The organism is Noviherbaspirillum sedimenti (genome assembly GCF_003590835.1).
In the GTDB taxonomy this organism is placed as follows: Bacteria; Pseudomonadota; Gammaproteobacteria; order Burkholderiales; family Burkholderiaceae_D; genus Paucimonas; species Paucimonas sedimenti.
On the sequence record NZ_QYUQ01000002.1, the window covers coordinates 4,891,653 to 4,907,672 of the forward strand.

The 16,020-nt window shown below is 62.9% G+C and carries 11 protein-coding genes and 3 tRNA genes; 6 read left to right on the forward strand and 8 right to left on the reverse strand.

All coding sequences use genetic code 11. From position 1 onward, the window contains the following. Nucleotides 1-12: 12 nt before the first annotated feature. Genes D3878_RS22710 through D3878_RS22720 form a run of 3 tightly spaced genes read right to left on the reverse strand, consistent with a single transcriptional unit; the run spans nucleotide 13 to nucleotide 4,019 of the window. Nucleotides 13-2,055, reverse strand: a complete 2,043-nt coding sequence (locus D3878_RS22710; protein ID WP_119787535.1) for a transglutaminase TgpA family protein — start codon at nucleotides 2,053-2,055, stop codon at nucleotides 13-15. Next, nucleotides 2,052-3,071 (reverse strand): DUF58 domain-containing protein, encoded by a 1,020-nt coding sequence (locus D3878_RS22715; protein WP_119787536.1) that lies wholly within the window; start codon nucleotides 3,069-3,071, stop codon nucleotides 2,052-2,054. Before D3878_RS22715 ends, D3878_RS22710 begins: the two co-directional genes overlap by 4 nt. A 27-nt stretch (nucleotides 3,072-3,098) precedes the next feature. Next, nucleotides 3,099-4,019 (reverse strand): AAA family ATPase, encoded by a 921-nt coding sequence (locus D3878_RS22720; RefSeq protein WP_119787537.1) that lies wholly within the window; start codon nucleotides 4,017-4,019, stop codon nucleotides 3,099-3,101. Nucleotides 4,020-4,233: 214 nt separating this feature from the next. Between D3878_RS22720 and D3878_RS22725 the strand changes: the two genes are divergently transcribed. Both D3878_RS22725 and ylqF read left to right on the forward strand, forming a co-directional pair. Further along, a complete protein-coding gene (locus D3878_RS22725; RefSeq protein ID WP_119787538.1) occupies nucleotides 4,234-5,166 on the forward strand; it encodes a histone deacetylase family protein in 933 nt (310 codons plus the stop codon). A 75-nt stretch (nucleotides 5,167-5,241) separates the two neighbouring features. Continuing rightward, the gene (gene ylqF / locus D3878_RS22730) at nucleotides 5,242-6,162 is read left to right on the forward strand and encodes a ribosome biogenesis GTPase YlqF (RefSeq protein WP_119787539.1); all 921 of its coding nucleotides are present in this window, start codon (nucleotides 5,242-5,244) and stop codon (nucleotides 6,160-6,162) included. Nucleotides 6,163-6,297: 135 nt separating this feature from the next. Here ylqF and groL read toward each other — a convergent pair whose 3' ends face one another. Continuing rightward, a complete protein-coding gene (groL, locus tag D3878_RS22735; RefSeq protein ID WP_119787540.1) occupies nucleotides 6,298-7,947 on the reverse strand; it encodes a chaperonin GroEL in 1,650 nt (549 codons plus the stop codon). 43 nt (nucleotides 7,948-7,990) lie between these two features. Continuing rightward, complete coding sequence (gene groES, locus D3878_RS22740) at nucleotides 7,991-8,281, reverse strand: co-chaperone GroES (protein WP_119787541.1); 291 nt, start codon at nucleotides 8,279-8,281, stop codon at nucleotides 7,991-7,993. Nucleotides 8,282-8,650: 369 nt separating this feature from the next. On the opposite strand from groES, the gene D3878_RS22745 reads away from it, so the two are divergent. From D3878_RS22745 to D3878_RS22760, 4 genes are all read left to right on the forward strand, one after another. Beyond that, nucleotides 8,651-8,727, forward strand: a tRNA-Asp gene (locus D3878_RS22745). A 6-nt stretch (nucleotides 8,728-8,733) separates the two neighbouring features. Then, a tRNA-Glu gene (locus tag D3878_RS22750) sits at nucleotides 8,734-8,809 on the forward strand. A gap of 450 nt (nucleotides 8,810-9,259) precedes the next feature. Then, the gene (locus tag D3878_RS22755) at nucleotides 9,260-10,282 is read left to right on the forward strand and encodes an efflux RND transporter periplasmic adaptor subunit (protein WP_158592361.1); all 1,023 of its coding nucleotides are present in this window, start codon (nucleotides 9,260-9,262) and stop codon (nucleotides 10,280-10,282) included. A 15-nt stretch (nucleotides 10,283-10,297) separates the two neighbouring features. Continuing rightward, nucleotides 10,298-13,441: an efflux RND transporter permease subunit gene (locus tag D3878_RS22760; RefSeq protein ID WP_119787543.1), complete on the forward strand. Its 3,144-nt coding sequence runs from the start codon at nucleotides 10,298-10,300 to the stop codon at nucleotides 13,439-13,441. A gap of 126 nt (nucleotides 13,442-13,567) precedes the next feature. Here the strand turns inward: D3878_RS22760 and D3878_RS22765 are convergent. From D3878_RS22765 to D3878_RS22775, 3 genes are all read right to left on the reverse strand, one after another. After that, nucleotides 13,568-13,652, reverse strand: a tRNA-Leu gene (locus tag D3878_RS22765). Between the two features lie 76 nt (nucleotides 13,653-13,728). Beyond that, nucleotides 13,729-14,640: a sugar kinase gene (locus tag D3878_RS22770; protein WP_119787544.1), complete on the reverse strand. Its 912-nt coding sequence runs from the start codon at nucleotides 14,638-14,640 to the stop codon at nucleotides 13,729-13,731. 19 nt (nucleotides 14,641-14,659) lie between these two features. Then, nucleotides 14,660-16,018: an MATE family efflux transporter gene (locus D3878_RS22775; RefSeq protein ID WP_119787545.1), complete on the reverse strand. Its 1,359-nt coding sequence runs from the start codon at nucleotides 16,016-16,018 to the stop codon at nucleotides 14,660-14,662. Nucleotides 16,019-16,020: the final 2 nt, after the last annotated feature.

The window sequence follows — 16,020 nt, forward strand, 5'->3', positions numbered from 1 at the left end:
GCTGGAAAAATTTCATCGGCATTGCTTGAGCAGGGATTTGAGGCGCGCGACGTGCACGGTCGCGGGTGAAGCGCTTACCGTACCATATTGCGCGGCTTCGTAACAGGACAGAAAACGTTCGGCAGCGATTTTTTTGTCATTGGAAAGCCCGCAAGACGGGTGCATGAGGCGCAGGCGATATGCGCGCGGCCCTTCATGCGCGGCGCGCGCCAGGCCCTGGCGTGCCATGGTCTTGCAAAAGCGCGAATACACGACCTGCAGCGGATCGATTTTGCGGCGATCGGCCAGCATGGGCCAGGCCAGCAGGGCCGCGATGATGGCGCCGCCTCCCAATAGCAGCATGGCCAGGGTGCGCCAGTCCGGTTCGTTGAAACCAAGCGACTCCAGCAGGCTTTTTTGCTTGTCGGGGGAATAGTTCAGCACCCACTGGTTCCAGCCATTGTTGATCGCATCCCAGTTGAAGCGCAGCGAGGCAAGCCAGGAGCGGGCTGCGGGGTTCAGGTTGATGACCCCGGCCAGTCCGCCTTGCCGCAGGTTGCGCGCGGGATTGACTTCGATCCGGTGTGGCGCGACCGCAGCGGTCGGATCGACGCGCACCCAGCCGCGTCCTGCCAGCCAGATTTCGGCCCAGGCATGGGCATCGGACTGGCGCACCGTCAGGAAACCGTCGACCGGATTGACTTCGCCTCCCTGATAGCCGGTCACTACCCGCGCCGGCACACCGGCGGCGCGCATCAGCACCACGAAGGCGCTGGCGTAGTGTTCGCAAAAGCCGGCGCGGGTTCCAAACAGGAATTCATCCATCGCGTGGCGCCCCAGCGTGGGCGGCTCCAGCGTATAGCTGTAGGGTTGTTCGCGGAAATGCCGCAGCACTGCATTTGCCAGTTGCCAGTCGTCGCTGGCGCTGCTGCGCAGGCGGGCGGCGAATGCCATGGTGGCAGGGTTGTAGCCGGGCGGCAGCGCCAGCCAGCGACGTAGCGAGGCAGGCGCCGCATCGGCTTGCAGCGTGAAATCGACATGGGATACGGCGGTATAGCGGATGCGGTCATGAATCGGCTGTGCTGCCGTCAACGCGCCATTGGCCTGGATCGTTGTCGGCAGACCGGGCATGAGCGGCGGCGACTGCGGCAATTCGAGCGCAAAGAGCCAGCGCTTGCCGTGCGGCTCGAGCGTCACCTGGTGGCGCAACGGCGATCCTTGCGGCTGCATGGCGATGGCAGAAGGCGTCAGCGCGCCAGGTTCGCTCTGCTGCTTCCAGCTGCGGCCATCGTAATCGTCCAGCACGACGCCGCGCCAGTACAGTCGGGACCTGGGCGGCGCCGGATCGATGAACCTGACGCGGAATGCGACGTCGCCGGACAGCGCCAGCTGGGCGATATTCCCGGGCGCCATGATGTCGGACAAGCCGCTGCGACCGGTCTGGGCGTCGCCCGGCAAGCTCCACAGCGGGCCCTGGATACGCGGAAACAGGAAAAACATCAGCAGTGTCAGCGGCGCGGCCAGCAGTACGATCTGCAAACCCAGCCGCAAGCGCTTGAGAAGCGGCGGTGCGGCGCCGGTGTATTGGAAGGAGAGTTGCGCGCTCAGCAGCGTCACCGTGGCGAGCAAGGCCAGCAGCGCCGCACCGATGCCTTGTGAATGGAAAAAACCAGCCAGGATCAGGAAGCAGCCGAGAAACAGGACCACGAACAGATCGCGCCTGGCGTGCATTTCCAGCAGCTTGAAGGCAAGCAGCAATACCAGTGTTGCCACCCCTGCCTCTTGCCCGAGCAGGGTCTTGAAGCTGGTATACACGCCTGCCATCGTCAGCACTGCCAGCGGCAGCAATAGCCAGCGTGGCGGCAGGCGGTTGCCGCGGAAAGTGATCCAGCCGCGCCACAGCAGCAAGGCGCCTGCGGTCAGCGCTATCCACGGCGGCACTTGGGTGGCGTGCGGCGCCAATACCAGGGCGCAGGCCAATAGCAGTAGCAGGGTGTCGGCCTTGTCGCGCGACATCGGCCGGGCGGCGCGCTGCGTTGCCTTTGAAAATGGCAGGAAGAAGATGGGTAGTTTCATCGCGCCTCCGGCTCGCCATACAGGGCAAGTTCGTGCAGGCAGGCGTCCTGGTGCGCCGGGCCAAGTGCCGGTGCCAGGCTGAAGCGCCCCAGGCGGAATGCATACGGCAGGCCGCGCGCTTCGGCTTCCAGCACCCAGCGTGTCATGCGCGACAGCCGCGTCTCCAGCGCCAGGGTAGCCGGCAGGCGGGTGAAGTCGAGCGCCAGTTCGCTGCTGCCGCCGCCTTCGAAATGCTTGCTCACCAATGGCGTGCCGTGCAAGCCATCCATGCGGGCGATCTGGCGCCAGGCCAGTTGTTTCAGGGAGTCGCCGCTCTGGTAGGCGCGGATGCCGGCAAAGTCATCATGGCCGGCGCCGCCAGAACCGTCAGCCTTGCCGCCGCCTTCCAGCGGCAGTGGCGGCGCGTCCATTTCCGGACGCGGGTATACCAGCACCCGCATGTCCGGTTGCCAGTAACTCCAGGCGCGCAAGAGCCCGAGCGGGAAGCGGGTTTGCAGGCGCACGCGCGGCGCTGCCAGCCAGCCGCGCCTGGCGGTGACGAGGCCCAGCAACTGCGTGCGCGTGGCGGCGCCCGGCAGGTCCACCGCTTGCTGCACATCGGGCAGTCCGGCGCCGGTGAAGCCCAGCCAGATGGCATAGCGGTCGCGCTTGCCGCGATTGGCCAGGTGCAGTGTAAATTGCGCTTCTTCGCCGGCATGGACAGGGCGCACGCGGCCCGGCACCAGCGTCAGGTGGGCGAGATTGCGGAAGGTGAAATGCATGTCGACCACGGCGCAGGCGGCCAGCAGAAAAGTCAGGCCAAAGCCCAGGCTGAGGTTGTAATTGACCGAGGCAATGAACAGCACCGCCAGCATGAGCCCGAATGCCAGGCCGGCGCGGGTGGGGATGATGAACACGCGGCGCTGGTGCAGGTGAACTTCGCCGGGCTCGGGCGCGCCGACACGGAACAGCCAGCGGTCCAGTCGTTGGCGCAGGCGCCGTTGCAGCCCGCTGCCGCGCGAAAACAAGAGAGACATTCTCGACATCGCCTGCTGCGCCGCCACTCAGACCGGTACCGACTGCATCAATCGGGTGACCAGGTCTCGGCTGGAAAGGGCTGCGCTGCCGGCGGTCTTCAGCGGACGCAGGCGATGCGCGGCGACCGGCGCCAGCACCGCTTGCACATCTTCCGGAATCACGTGATTGCGCCCCTCCAGCGCGGCCCAGGCGCGCGCGGCATGCAGCAGGGCGAGCGCGGCGCGCGGGCTCAATCCCTCGGCGAACAAGCCGTTCTGGCGCGAGGCTTGCGCCAGCGCCTGTACATAGTCGATCAGCGCGGCGGAAGCATGGATCTGCCTGGCCGCCTGCTGCGCCGTCTCGAGTTCCGCCGGGTGCATGGCCGGCGCCAGCGATTTCAGCAGGGCGCGGCGGTCCTCGCCCATCAGCAGGGCGCGCTCGGCGGCGCTATCCGGATAGCCGAGCGACAGGCACATCAGGAAGCGGTCCAGTTGCGATTCGGGTAGCTGGAAGGTGCCGATCTGGTGGGTCGGGTTTTGCGTGGCGATGACGAAAAACGGCGCAGGCAAGCCGCGCGTGACGCCATCGGCCGTGACTTGCTTTTCCTCCATGGCTTCCAGCAGGGCCGACTGCGTCTTGGGCGTGGCGCGGTTGATTTCATCGGCCAGCAATACCTGGGTGAAGACCGGCCCGGGGTGGAACACGAAGTTGTTTTTTTCGCGGTCAAAAATCGAGATGCCCGCCACATCCGCCGGCAACAGGTCGCTGGTGAACTGGATGCGGTTGAATTTCAGGCCCAGCGAAATCGCCAGCGCATGGGCCAGCGTGGTCTTGCCTACCCCCGGCACATCCTCCAGCAGCAGGTGGCCGCCGGCCAGCAGGCAGACCAGGGCTTGGCGGACTTGCACTTCCTTGCCGATGACGATTTGATTGACCTGGCGGGCGACTGCGTGGACTTTGTCGAACATGAAGATTCCGGTAAAGTGAGAATATGTGATGCGATTGTACGGATGATTTATTCTATGGCAGCATTGCTCAATCGCAAATATAAAAAACGGTGCCATGATGACAAATGTCCGGCATCAGTCTGTTTCTTGATTAAACTGACATGGAAATGCTGGCGTAAAGGCGCTCACAAAAAGCGCAGACAAAAAAGCCGCAGAGAACATTCGAGGATGACAAATGAGTACCGGTTTTTATACCCACGCCGCGTGCAAACGGCATGAAATGGGCGAGTGGCATCCGGAATCGCCGGCGCGCCTGTTGGCAATCGAAGACCAGCTGATTGCCAGCCGGATCGATCCCTTCCTCGTGCACCGCGATGCGCCGCCCGCCAGCCTGGACGATGTTGCCCGGGTACACACCCCTGCTGCCATCGAACGTATCCGCCAGCACTTGCCGGCACCCGGTGCGCCGCATTACAGCCTGGACGGCGATACTTTGCTCAACCCCTACAGCTGGGATGCCGCGCTGCACGCGGCCGGCGCAGCCGTCGCTGCCACCGATGCGGTGCTGGCCGGCGAGCTTGCCAACGCATTCTGCTCGGTGCGCCCGCCCGGCCATCATGCCATGCCAGACGAGGCGATGGGTTTTTGCCTGTTCAATAATGTGGCAATCGCCGCCCGCCACGCGCTCGATGTGCACGGCCTGGAACGGATCGCCATCGTCGATTTCGACGTCCACCATGGCAACGGCACCGAAGCTGCTTTCATCGACGAGCCGCGGGTGCTGATGGTCGGTTTTTTTCAGCATCCCTTCTATCCCTACAGCGGCACTACCGCAATTGGCGCGCATGCCGTCAACGTGCCGGTGCCTGCCTACAGCGGCGGTGATGTGGTGCGCCAGCTGGTCAGCGAGCGCTGGTTGCCGGCGCTGCATGCGCACCGTCCGCAGATGTTGTTCGTTTCGGCCGGTTTCGACGCCCATCGCGAAGACGACCTCGGCCAGCTCGGGTTGGTGGAGGCCGACTATGCCTGGCTGACGCAGCAGATCATGGCAATCGCCGACCAGTACGCAGAGGGGCGCATTGTCAGTTGTCTGGAAGGCGGCTACAACCTCTCGGCCCTGGGGCGCAGCGTCGTTGCGCATCTCAAGGTGCTGGCCCGGCTCGACTGAGCCGCATGCACGCAACGGACGGCGGGCGCCGGCAAACGGGTAGAATAGCGCCTCAATTCTTTCGTAAAGCTTTACATGTCCATACAATGGTTCCCCGGTCACATGAATTCGGCGCGCCGCCAGGCGGCCGAAACCATGGAAAAGACCGACATGGTGGTCGAGGTCCTCGACGCCCGCCTGCCGCAAGCCAGTTGCAATCCGATGATCGAGCAATTGCGGGTATTCCGGCAGCGTCCCTGCCTGAAAATCCTCAACAAGGCTGACCTGGCCGACCCTGTCGCGACGCAAGCCTGGCTGGACTTCTACAACAAGCAAAAGAATGTGCACGCCGTGGCGCTGAGCTGCAAGAAGCCGGTCGATGTTGCAAAAATACCAGGCTTTTGCCTGAAGATCGCGCCGCACCGGGGTACGGCGCTCAAGCCCTTGCGCATCATGATCATGGGCATTCCCAACGTCGGCAAATCGACACTGATGAATGCGCTGTTGAAAAAGCGCGTGGCCAAGGTCGGCGACGAGCCGGCCGTGACCAAGACCCAGCAGCGGCTTTACCTGGGCAACAGCATGGTGCTGGTCGATACCCCCGGCATGCTGTGGCCGAAGATCGCCCATCCGACCGATGGCCTGATGCTGGCCGCCAGCCACGCCATCGGCAGCAATGCCCTGATCGAGGAAGAAGTCGCCACCTTTCTCGCCGGCGTGCTGCTGGAGCGCTATCCTCAATTGCTCGCCGCGCGCTACGGTGTGGCGACTGCCGGCATCGATGCGGTCGACGTGATCGAGGGCGTGGCGCAGAAACGCGGCTTCCGGCAAAAGGGCGGCGAGTTCGACTATGAAAAGGCCTCCCACACCTTCCTGCAGGATTACCGCAGCGGGGCGCTTGGCCGCATCAGCCTGGAGACGCCGGAAAGCCGTCTGGCGCTGCTGGCCAGCTACCAGGCCCCGCAGAGCCTTGGGCTGGCATCCGAACCGGAAGCAGAGACGGATCGCGACGACTGAGTCCGGTTGCGCGCTGCAAATAAAAAGCGACATACAAGAAACGACAAATAAAAAGCCTGCAAGGCGCAAACCTTGCAGGCTTTTTTATTTCCAGGCCGTCAAGAGATTTTCATCTCTTGACGGGCCGGGAGGCAATTACATCATGCCGCCCATGCCACCCATGCCGCCCATGCCTTCCATGCCGCCCATGCCACCGGCAGCTGGCTTGTCTTCCACCATTTCGGCAACCATGCAGTCGGTGGTCAGCATCAGGCCAGCGATCGAAGCGGCGTTTTGCAGCGCCGAACGGGTCACCTTGGCCGGATCCAGCACGCCCATTTCAACCATGTCACCGTAGGTGCCGTTGGCAGCGTTGTAACCGAAGTTACCCGAGCCTTCCAGAACCCGGTTGACGACGACCGAAGCTTCTTCACCGGCGTTGGTGACGATCATGCGCAGCGGTTCTTCGATGGCGCGCAGGACGATCTTGATGCCGGCTTCCTGGTCAGGGTTGTCACCCTTGACGGTGACGCTGTTACGCGCGCGCAGCAGGGCCACGCCGCCGCCGGGAACGATGCCTTCTTCAACGGCGGCACGGGTTGCGTGCAGCGCGTCTTCAACGCGGGCTTTCTTTTCTTTCATTTCGACTTCGGTGGCAGCGCCAACCTTGATCACGGCAACACCGCCTGCCAGTTTGGCAACGCGCTCTTGCAGTTTTTCACGGTCGTAGTCCGAAGTCGCTTCTTCGATTTGCGCGCGGATTTGCTTGACGCGTGCTTCGATGTTGGCAGCCTGGCCAGCACCGTCGATGACGGTGGTGTTTTCCTTGCCGATTTCGATGCGCTTGGCTTGGCCCAGATCGTTCAGGGTGACTTTTTCCAGGGTCAGGCCGACTTCTTCAGCGATGACCTGGCCGCCGGTCAGGATGGCGATGTCTTCCAGCATGGCCTTGCGGCGGTCGCCGAAGCCAGGTGCCTTGACTGCGCAAGTCTTCAGGATGCCACGGATGTTGTTGACCACCAGGGTTGCCAGCGCTTCGCCTTCGATGTCTTCAGCGATGATCAGCAGCGGACGGCCAGCCTTGGCAACTTGCTCCAGTACCGGCAGCAGATCGCGGATGTTCGAGATCTTCTTGTCGAACAGCAGGATGAACGGATTTTCCAGCAGGACGGTCTGCTTTTCCGGGTTGTTGATGAAGTACGGCGACAGGTAGCCGCGGTCGAACTGCATGCCTTCGACGATGTCGAGTTCGTCGTTCAGCGATTTGCCGTCTTCCACGGTGATAACGCCTTCCTTGCCGACTTTTTCCATCGCTTCAGCGATACGCTCGCCGATCGAGGAATCGCTGTTGGCCGAAATCGAACCGACCTGGGCGATTTCCTTGGTGGTGGTGCAAGGCTTGGAGATGTTCTTCAGTTCGGCGACAACGGCTGCAACAGCCTTGTCGATGCCGCGCTTCAGGTCCATCGGGTTCATGCCGGCGGCAACGTACTTCATGCCTTCGCGCACGATGGCTTGTGCCAGCACGGTCGCGGTGGTGGTACCGTCACCGGCGTTGTCGGAAGTTTTCGAAGCAACTTCCTTGACCATTTGTGCGCCCATGTTCATGAGCTTGTCTTTGAGTTCGATTTCTTTTGCGACCGAAACACCATCCTTGGTCACGGTCGGCGCGCCGAACGAGCGCTCCAGCACGACATTGCGGCCTTTCGGGCCCAGCGTGACTTTGACTGCATTGGCGAGAATATTTACGCCTTCAACCATCTTGTGACGAGCGGAATCGCCAAATACAACGTCTTTAGCTGCCATGTTTATAGCTCCTTAATTGGAATATTCGTATGAGGTCCGAAGATTACTTCTGGACGATTGCCATGATGTCTTCTTCGCGCATCACCAGCAGTTCTTCGCCGGCGACCTTGACGGCCTGGCCGGAATACTTGCCGAACAGGACGCGATCGCCGACCTTGACGTCGAGCGGACGGACTTTGCCGTCTTCCAGGATCTTGCCATTGCCGACGGCAAGCACTTCACCTTGATCCGGCTTTTCTGCAGCGGCTTCAGGCAGGACGATGCCGGAAGCGGTTTTGGTTTCCTGATCCAGACGCTTGACGATGACGCGATCGTGCAAAGGACGAAGGTTCATACAAACTCCTTTAATTTCAATAGGTTGTGGTTATTTTCCGCAGGCATGCCACAAACCGTGGAACCCACGATGCAGCCTGCGCGACGTAAAAGTTGGAAGGCCAGGGAAGGACTGTTAGCACTCTCCCCTAACGAGTGCTAAGTATATGGGCGGGTATCCCTTTTTTCAAGTCAAGAGTGATGGATTAATAATGGACTGATGCCATGCTTGCCGAGAGGAACCTGCCATTCGACCAACTACTTGATTTAAGATAATAAAAAAACAGAGGGGCTGGGTAGCGCCGTCGTGGTCGCAGCGGCAAGAAAAATTTCGCTATTTGGAAGATTTGTTGTAGAATTCGGGCCCTGCCAAAAGCAGTTCCACTTCAGCGGAGTGGTAGTTCAGTTGGTTAGAATACCGGCCTGTCACGCCGGGGGTCGCGGGTTCGAGCCCCGTCCGCTCCGCCAGAAAATGTCTCCATCGTCTAGAGGCCTAGGACATCACCCTTTCACGGTGAGTACCGGGGTTCGAATCCCCGTGGAGACGCCAATACCCAAAAAAGTCCCGCAAGGGACTTTTTTCGTTAGCGGCTCCAAGCGCGCACTGCGCGCGCCTGGGATTCGAAGGGTCAGGCTTGCAAGCCAGACCGCGGCCTGCAGTATGTAGGCGAATCCCCGTGGAGACGCCAATATCCAAAAAAGTCCCGCAAGGGACTTTTTTCGTTGGCGGCTCCAAGCGCGCACAAGCGGCTTTTTCATTCACGATTGATCTGTCTCACTCCTTATCCCCAGAACTGCTTTAGCTTAAAAATAAGGGCAATGGCTGGCACTGCACTGTGCTCTGATGCAACGTGGGAGAATTGTGATTGAAACTGGATGCCACTCTGCAATTCGTGAAATGCCTGGGCGATACAAGTTTGTCGGGCTCTTATTGATCCTGTGCGGACTTTTTTCCTGCAATAAAAAAAACAATCCGGCGCCGCAGGCAGCAGCCGTCGCGGTGAGCGAGATCCGCGCGGCCCCGACGCCGATTACGCTGTTCGAAGAGTATGCGGCGCAGACCGAAGCCGTCGAGACTGTCGAGATACGCGCACGCGTTGGCGGCATTCTCGAACGCCAGGCCTTCAAGGATGGTGCAAGGGTGGAGGCAGGGGATTTGCTATTCGTTATCGACCAGCAAACCTATATTTCCGCGCTGGCCCAGGCCAGGGCGAACCTGGCGCAGGCCCAGGCTTCCTATCTGAACTCACGACAAATTCTGGCACGCTCACGGCCATTGCTGGCAGCCCTCGCGATCAGTCAACAGGAAATGGACGCGGCCATCGCCCGCGAGCGCGTCGATGCAGCCGCCGTCGAAGCTGGCAAGGCGCAGGTGCAGCAGGCGCAGCTCAATCTTGGCTATACCACGATCCGCGCGCCGCGTTCGGGTTTGATCAGCCGCGCCTTGATCAAACCGGGTGGATTGGTCAACGCCTCGACCACGCTGCTGACCACGCTGTATTCGGTGGACCCGATGTATGTCAGTTTCACCGTCGGCGAGCAAAAGCTGGAAGGCTTGCTGCGCCAATACAAGGCGGGCAGCACCAACGAGGCAGCGCCGCCGATCCGCATCAAGCTGGCCGACGGCAGCGATTACCAGTATGGCGGCAAGCTCGACTTCGTCGATGCCGCGGTGGACCCGAGAAACGGCACCCTGCCGGTTCGCCTGGTGGTGCCAAACCCGGACGGCACATTGCGCTCCGGGCAGTTCGTGCGCGCAATCGTGGCGAAGCCGGCCAATCCGGCGGCGATCCTGCTGCCGCAGAAAGCCGTGCAGGAATTGCAGGGGAAATATTCGGTATTCGTCGTTGGCCCCGACAACAAGGCGGTCTACCGCGATATCAGTGCCAGCATTCGCTCGGGCAATGATTGGGTGGTGGAGCAGGGCGTCAAGCCGGGCGAACTGGTGATTGTCGAAGGCACCGGCAAGCTGCGGCCGGGCATGCCGGTCAAGCCGGTACTGGCGGCCGGGACCGGAAATTAGGCGGACAGGCCGGGCATGTTCAACTTCTTCATCGACCGTCCGGTGTTTTCGATCGTGATTTCACTGATCATCACGCTCGCCGGCGCGCTCGCCGCCTTGACGCTGCCGGTGGCCCAGTATCCGCAAATCGTGCCGCCGCAGATACAGGTGAGCACCAGCTTCCCCGGCGCCAACGCCGACGTGGTGGCGCAATCGATCGCGGCGCCGATCGAGCAGCAGGTCAATGGCGCCAAGGGCATGCTTTACATGGATTCGAAAAGCGCCAACGACGGTTCCTACAGCCTGGTCGTGACTTTCGATATCGGCACCAACCAGGACCTGGCTGCGGTCGAAGTGCAAAACCGGGTGGCGATCGCCCAGAGCACGCTGCCGGCCGATGTGATCCGACAGGGCATCACCATCCGCAAGCAATCCACCGATTTCCTGGAGGTGCTGGCGCTGACCTCGCCGGACGGCCGCTTCGACACGACCTTCCTGAGCAACTATGCGTTGCTTAACCTGCAGGATGCGCTGGCGCGCATTCCCGGGATCGGCCAGGTGCGTCTGTTCGGCGCGCGCGACTACAGTATGCGCATCTGGCTGAACCCGGACCTCATGGCGCGGCGGGGCGTGACGGCGTCCGACGTGCGGCGCGTGATCCAGGAACAGAACGTGGTGGCGCCGGCGGGCCGCATCGGCGTGCCGCCGGTGCCGGCAGGGCAGCAGATGCAGTATTCGGCGACGATCCGCGGGCGCCTGTCCGATCCCGAACAGTACCGCAACATGATCGTCCGCGCCGCGCCGGACGGCCAGATCGTCTACTTGAAGGACATCGCCCGGGTGGAGCTGGGCGGCGCCGATTACAGCATCAACGTCCAGGAAAATGGCATCGCCGGCGTGTTCATCGGCATTTTCTTGCAGCCGGACGCCAATGCGCTGGATGTGGCAGATCAAGTCAGGCAGAACATGGACCATGCGGCCCAGCGCTTCCCTCCCGGCATGGTGTATTCCGTTCCCTACAGCACCACGCCCTTTGTCACCGAATCGCTCAAGGATGTGCTGAAGACGCTGGGCGAAGCCTTCGTGCTGGTGCTGATCGTGGTATTCCTGTTCCTGCAGACCTGGCGCGCCACTCTCATCCCGATGCTGGCCGTGCCGGTCTCGCTGATCGGCACCTTTGCGGTCTTTGCCGCACTGGGGTTTTCCATCAACACGCTCACGCTGTTCGGACTGGTGCTGGCCATCGGCATCGTTGTCGACGACGCCATCGTGGTGGTGGAAGCGGTGCAGCACCGGCTCGACACCGAGCGCACCACGCCGATCCAGGCGACCAAGGCCGCGCTGGCCGACGTCGGCGGCCCGGTGATCGCCATTGCACTGGTGCTGGCCGCGGTGTTCCTGCCGGTCGCCTTCCTCGGCGGCCTCACCGGCCAGCTCTACCGGCAGTTCGCCCTGACGCTGGCCACCTCGGTGATCCTCTCGGCCGTGGTGGCGCTGACGCTGACGCCGGCCATGTGCGCACTGCTGCTGCGTCCGGCCGCGCATGAAAAGCCGCACGGCCTGCTGGGACGCTTCTTTGATCGCTTCAACCACGCCTTCAACGCGTTCTCGGAGCGCTACAGCGCGTCGGTGGTGCAACTGGCGCGCCATGCGGCGCTGGTCGCCTTGCTGTTTGCCGTCCTGCTGGTGGTGCTGTACGGGCTGATCCGCGCCCGCCCGACCGGACTGGTGCCGCCGGAAGACCAGGGCTATGCGTTTTCGGTGATGCAGTTGCCGCCTGGCGCCTCGCTTGAGCGCACCAGCGCCGCCGTCGCGCAACAGACCCGCATCGCCAACGCCACGCCCGGCGTCGCCGGCGTGGCGACGCTGACCGGATTCAACCTGCTGACCGGGCTGGCAACTTCCTACAACTCGACCGCCTTCATCCGTTTCAAGCCCTGGGATGAACGCACCGGGCCCGGGCAGCGCGCCGAAGACATCGTCGGCAGCCTGACCGGACGCATCAATGCGGAAATCAAGGATGCCCAGGGGCTGGTGCTGAATCCGCCGCCGATCCGCGGCCTCGGCACCACCGGCGGTTTCGACTTCATCCTGCAGGACCGCGCCGGCGGCGATCCGAAACAGTTCGCGCAAGTGTTGCAGAACCTGGTTGCCGCGGCGCGCAAGCGGCCCGAACTCGGCTTCGTCTTTCCCAACTACGACGACCGCACGCCGCAGATCGAATATGAGGTGGACCGCGAGAAGGTGAAAACCTTCGGGATCGCCCTGGATGACGTTTTCTTTACCATGCAATCCATGATGGGGGGCTATTACGTCAACGACTTCAACCTGTTCGGCCGCACGTTCCGGGTGCAGATGCAGGCCGAGTCGCAGACGCGCGCCAGTCCGGCCGACGTGAGCCGCTACTACGTGCGCAATATGGCAGGCGACATGGTGCCGCTGTCGACCGTGCTGACGCCGAAGGCAATCAGCGGACCGGAATTCTACGAACGCTACAACCTCTATCGGGCCGCCACCATCACCGGCAGCGCCGCGCCCGGCTATAGTTCCGGCCAGGCGGCGCAAGCGATGCAGGAAGTGGCGCGCACGCTGCCGCCAGGCTACGGTTACGAATGGACCGGCGCGACTTACCAGGAGCAGAAAACCGGCGGCCAGACCGGCTACATCTTCGCGCTGTCGCTGCTGTTCGTGTTCCTGGTGCTGGCCGCGCTGTACGAAAGCTGGGCCATGCCGGTGGCGATTTTGCTGGTGATCCCGTTCGGCGTGCTGGGCGCTTTCGTCGGCCTGACGCTGCGCGCTTCCGACAACAACGTCTACACGCAGATCGGCCTGATCATGCTGATCGGCCTGGCTGCGAAAAACGCCATCCTCATCGTCGAATTCGCCAAGCTTGCGCGTGCGCGTGGCGTCCCCATCGTCGAGGCGGCGCGGCAGGGTGCGCGATTGCGGCTGCGGCCGATCCTGATGACCTCGTTCGCCTTCATCCTTGGCACGCTGCCGCTGGCGATTGCCAGCGGCGCCGGTGCCGGCGCCCGGCAGGCGATCGGTACGGCAGTGACCTTTGGCATGCTGTTTGCCACCATGATCGGAATTTTCGTGATTCCGGTGTTTTACGTGGTCCTGCAGCGCATCAGCGAACGCAAGAGGCCGTTTCGGCTGGAGGAAGCCGCGCCGGAATGATTCAATCGTGCAAATGAGGTTTCTTGTCAATTGACGGTATCGCATTCATCGGCATCCTGCCGGATTATGCGCTCGGGCGGCTCAAAAACAAAAAACCCCTTGAGCAATCAAGGGGTTAAATTTGTTTGGTGCCCGGGGCCGGACTCGAACCGGCACGCCTTGCGGCGGGGGATTTTGAGTCCCCTACGTCTACCAATTTCATCACCCGGGCATAAGAGCGTTATTATCCCCGATTTGCCCTTCCATAGCAACAGGGCGCGCAGTGCCGGACTGGCAGCCTGTTATTGCTACTTCAGGAAGTCCGCCACTTCGGTGCGGGTCGGGATGCCGGCGCGGCCGCCCCGGCGCGTGCATTTGAGCGCCGCCACCGCGCTGGCGAAGCGCATGGCTTGCGCCACGCTCTGGCCTTCCCCCATCGCTAGCGCATAGGCGCCGTGGAAGACATCGCCGGCGCCGGTGGTATCCACCACTGGCACCGCGAACGCCGGCTGCTGATGGAAACCGTGCTCATCGAGCCATAGCGTCCCTTTGCCGCCGCGCGTCACCGCCGCCACGCGGCAGCCGAGTGCGCGCGCTTTTGTCAGCGCGGCGCGGCGGTTGGCATCATTTTGCAGGCTCTCCGCGCCGGCAAAGGAGCGCAGCCCCGGCTCGGAAAATATCGCATGGTCGGTCCAGGGCAGCACTGCCGAGAATGCCGCCTCGGTGGCGGTTTCGCCATCCAGCACGGTCGGGATACCGGCACGCCGGGCGGCGGCGAAAATGGCGCCGGCGCCTTCTACCCAGCGGATGTCGGCATGGATGGCGGCAGCAGCCGGCACCAAATCCAGCGGCAGCCAGGCGGTGTCGTCCGGTATGCCGGTGCCGCGGAAATTGACGATCATGCGTTCGCCATCCTGCGACACGATCACCGCCGAGATCGATGAGCGGGCGCCGGCAAACAGACGGAAGTGCGCGACATCGACGCCGTAAGCCGCCATTTCGCGCCGCATCGCCAGGCCGGCATCATCGTCGCCGGCGCGGCCCCAGTAGGCGCAATCGGCGCCCAGCCGGGACGCCGCGACGGCTGCATTGGCCGCCATGCCGCCGCCCACTTCAAGGTAATCGCTGGCACGGTACTTGCCGCCGCCGGCCGGCAGCTCGCGCACCGGCCAGACCTTGTCCAGGGTGGTATTGCCAAGACAGATGACGCGTATGCCCATGATGTCTCCTTTCCTGGTTCTACCGCATTTTATGCTGCACACTGCGCAGATGCCACAGCAGGAACACCGCCGCCAGCAGCACGCTGGCAGTGTTGCCCAGCCAAAAGCCGGCGGCGCCTGTCGGCAAGCGGGGCGCCAGGCCCAGCAGGTCGAAGCCCAGCAGGTAGCCTCCGCCCAGGCCGACACCCCACAGCATCAAGGCATAAATGATGGTGGGCACCAGGGTGATCTTGTAGGCGCGCAGAATGTAGGCGGCGCTGACCTGGAGCGCATCGAAAAAAATGTAGACGCCGACGAAGGCATACAACGGCAAGGCGCTGGCGATGATCGACGGATCCGGCGTGTAGGCCCGCACGATGGCGTCGCGCCCCAGCCAGACCGCGACGCCGGCGCCGGCCGCGATGCCGGCCGCGAGACGGATGCCGGCCGTGCCGAGGCGTTGCGCCGCGGCGCGGTCGCGCGCGCCCAGCGCATGTGCCACCAGTGTGCCGCTGGCGCTGGCGATCGATAGCGGCAGCATGTACAGCACCGTGACGAAATTGGCCGTGACCTGGTGACCGGCAACCGCCGTCTCGCCCAGGCGGGCGATGAACAGCGCCATGAAAGTGAATGCCGAGACTTCGATCAGGTAGCTCAGCCCCATTGGTATGCCGAGCCGCAGCAGCGTGCGTTGCGCCTGCCATCTGGGGGCGCTGAAGCCGGCGCCGAACAGGTTGAACACGCGATAGGAAGGTGAGTAGCGCAGGATAGTCCAGCCAGCCGCCAGCGATAGCCATGCGGTCACTGCGGTAGCCAGCGCACAACCCGGCCCGCCCAGCGCGGGCAAGCCCAGCCCGCCGAAAATAAACCAGGCATTCAGCGGCACTTTCAGCAGCAGGGCGGCGAGCTGGATCAGCATGACGGCACGCGGCCGGGCGATGGCGTTATTGAAAGCGCCGTAGATGCGAAAGCCGAGTGATGCCGGCAGCGCCAGCGCCAGGATCTGCAGGTAGCTGCTGGCCTTGGCGTTGAGTTCGGGCGAGGCTTGCGCCAGCGCCAGCAGCGGTTGCGGAAACAGCAGGATCAGGCAGCCGGCCACAGTCAGGAATACCGTCAGCCACAGCCCCTGGCGGATTTCCGCGCCGATCGCTTCGAAGCGGCGCGCACCGTACAACTGGCCGACAATCGGCGCCAGCGCATACAGCACGCCGTTGGCGCTGACGAACACGCTGACGTAGACGGATACCGCGATCGACAGTGCCGCCAGGTCGGTGGCCGAGTAGCGTGCAGTCATGGCGGTATCCATGACGCCGTTGGCGATCACCGCCAGCTGTCCGACCAGAATCGGCCAGGCCAGCGCGGCAATCTGCGCCGCCGGACGCCGGGCTTCTTGATTCATCG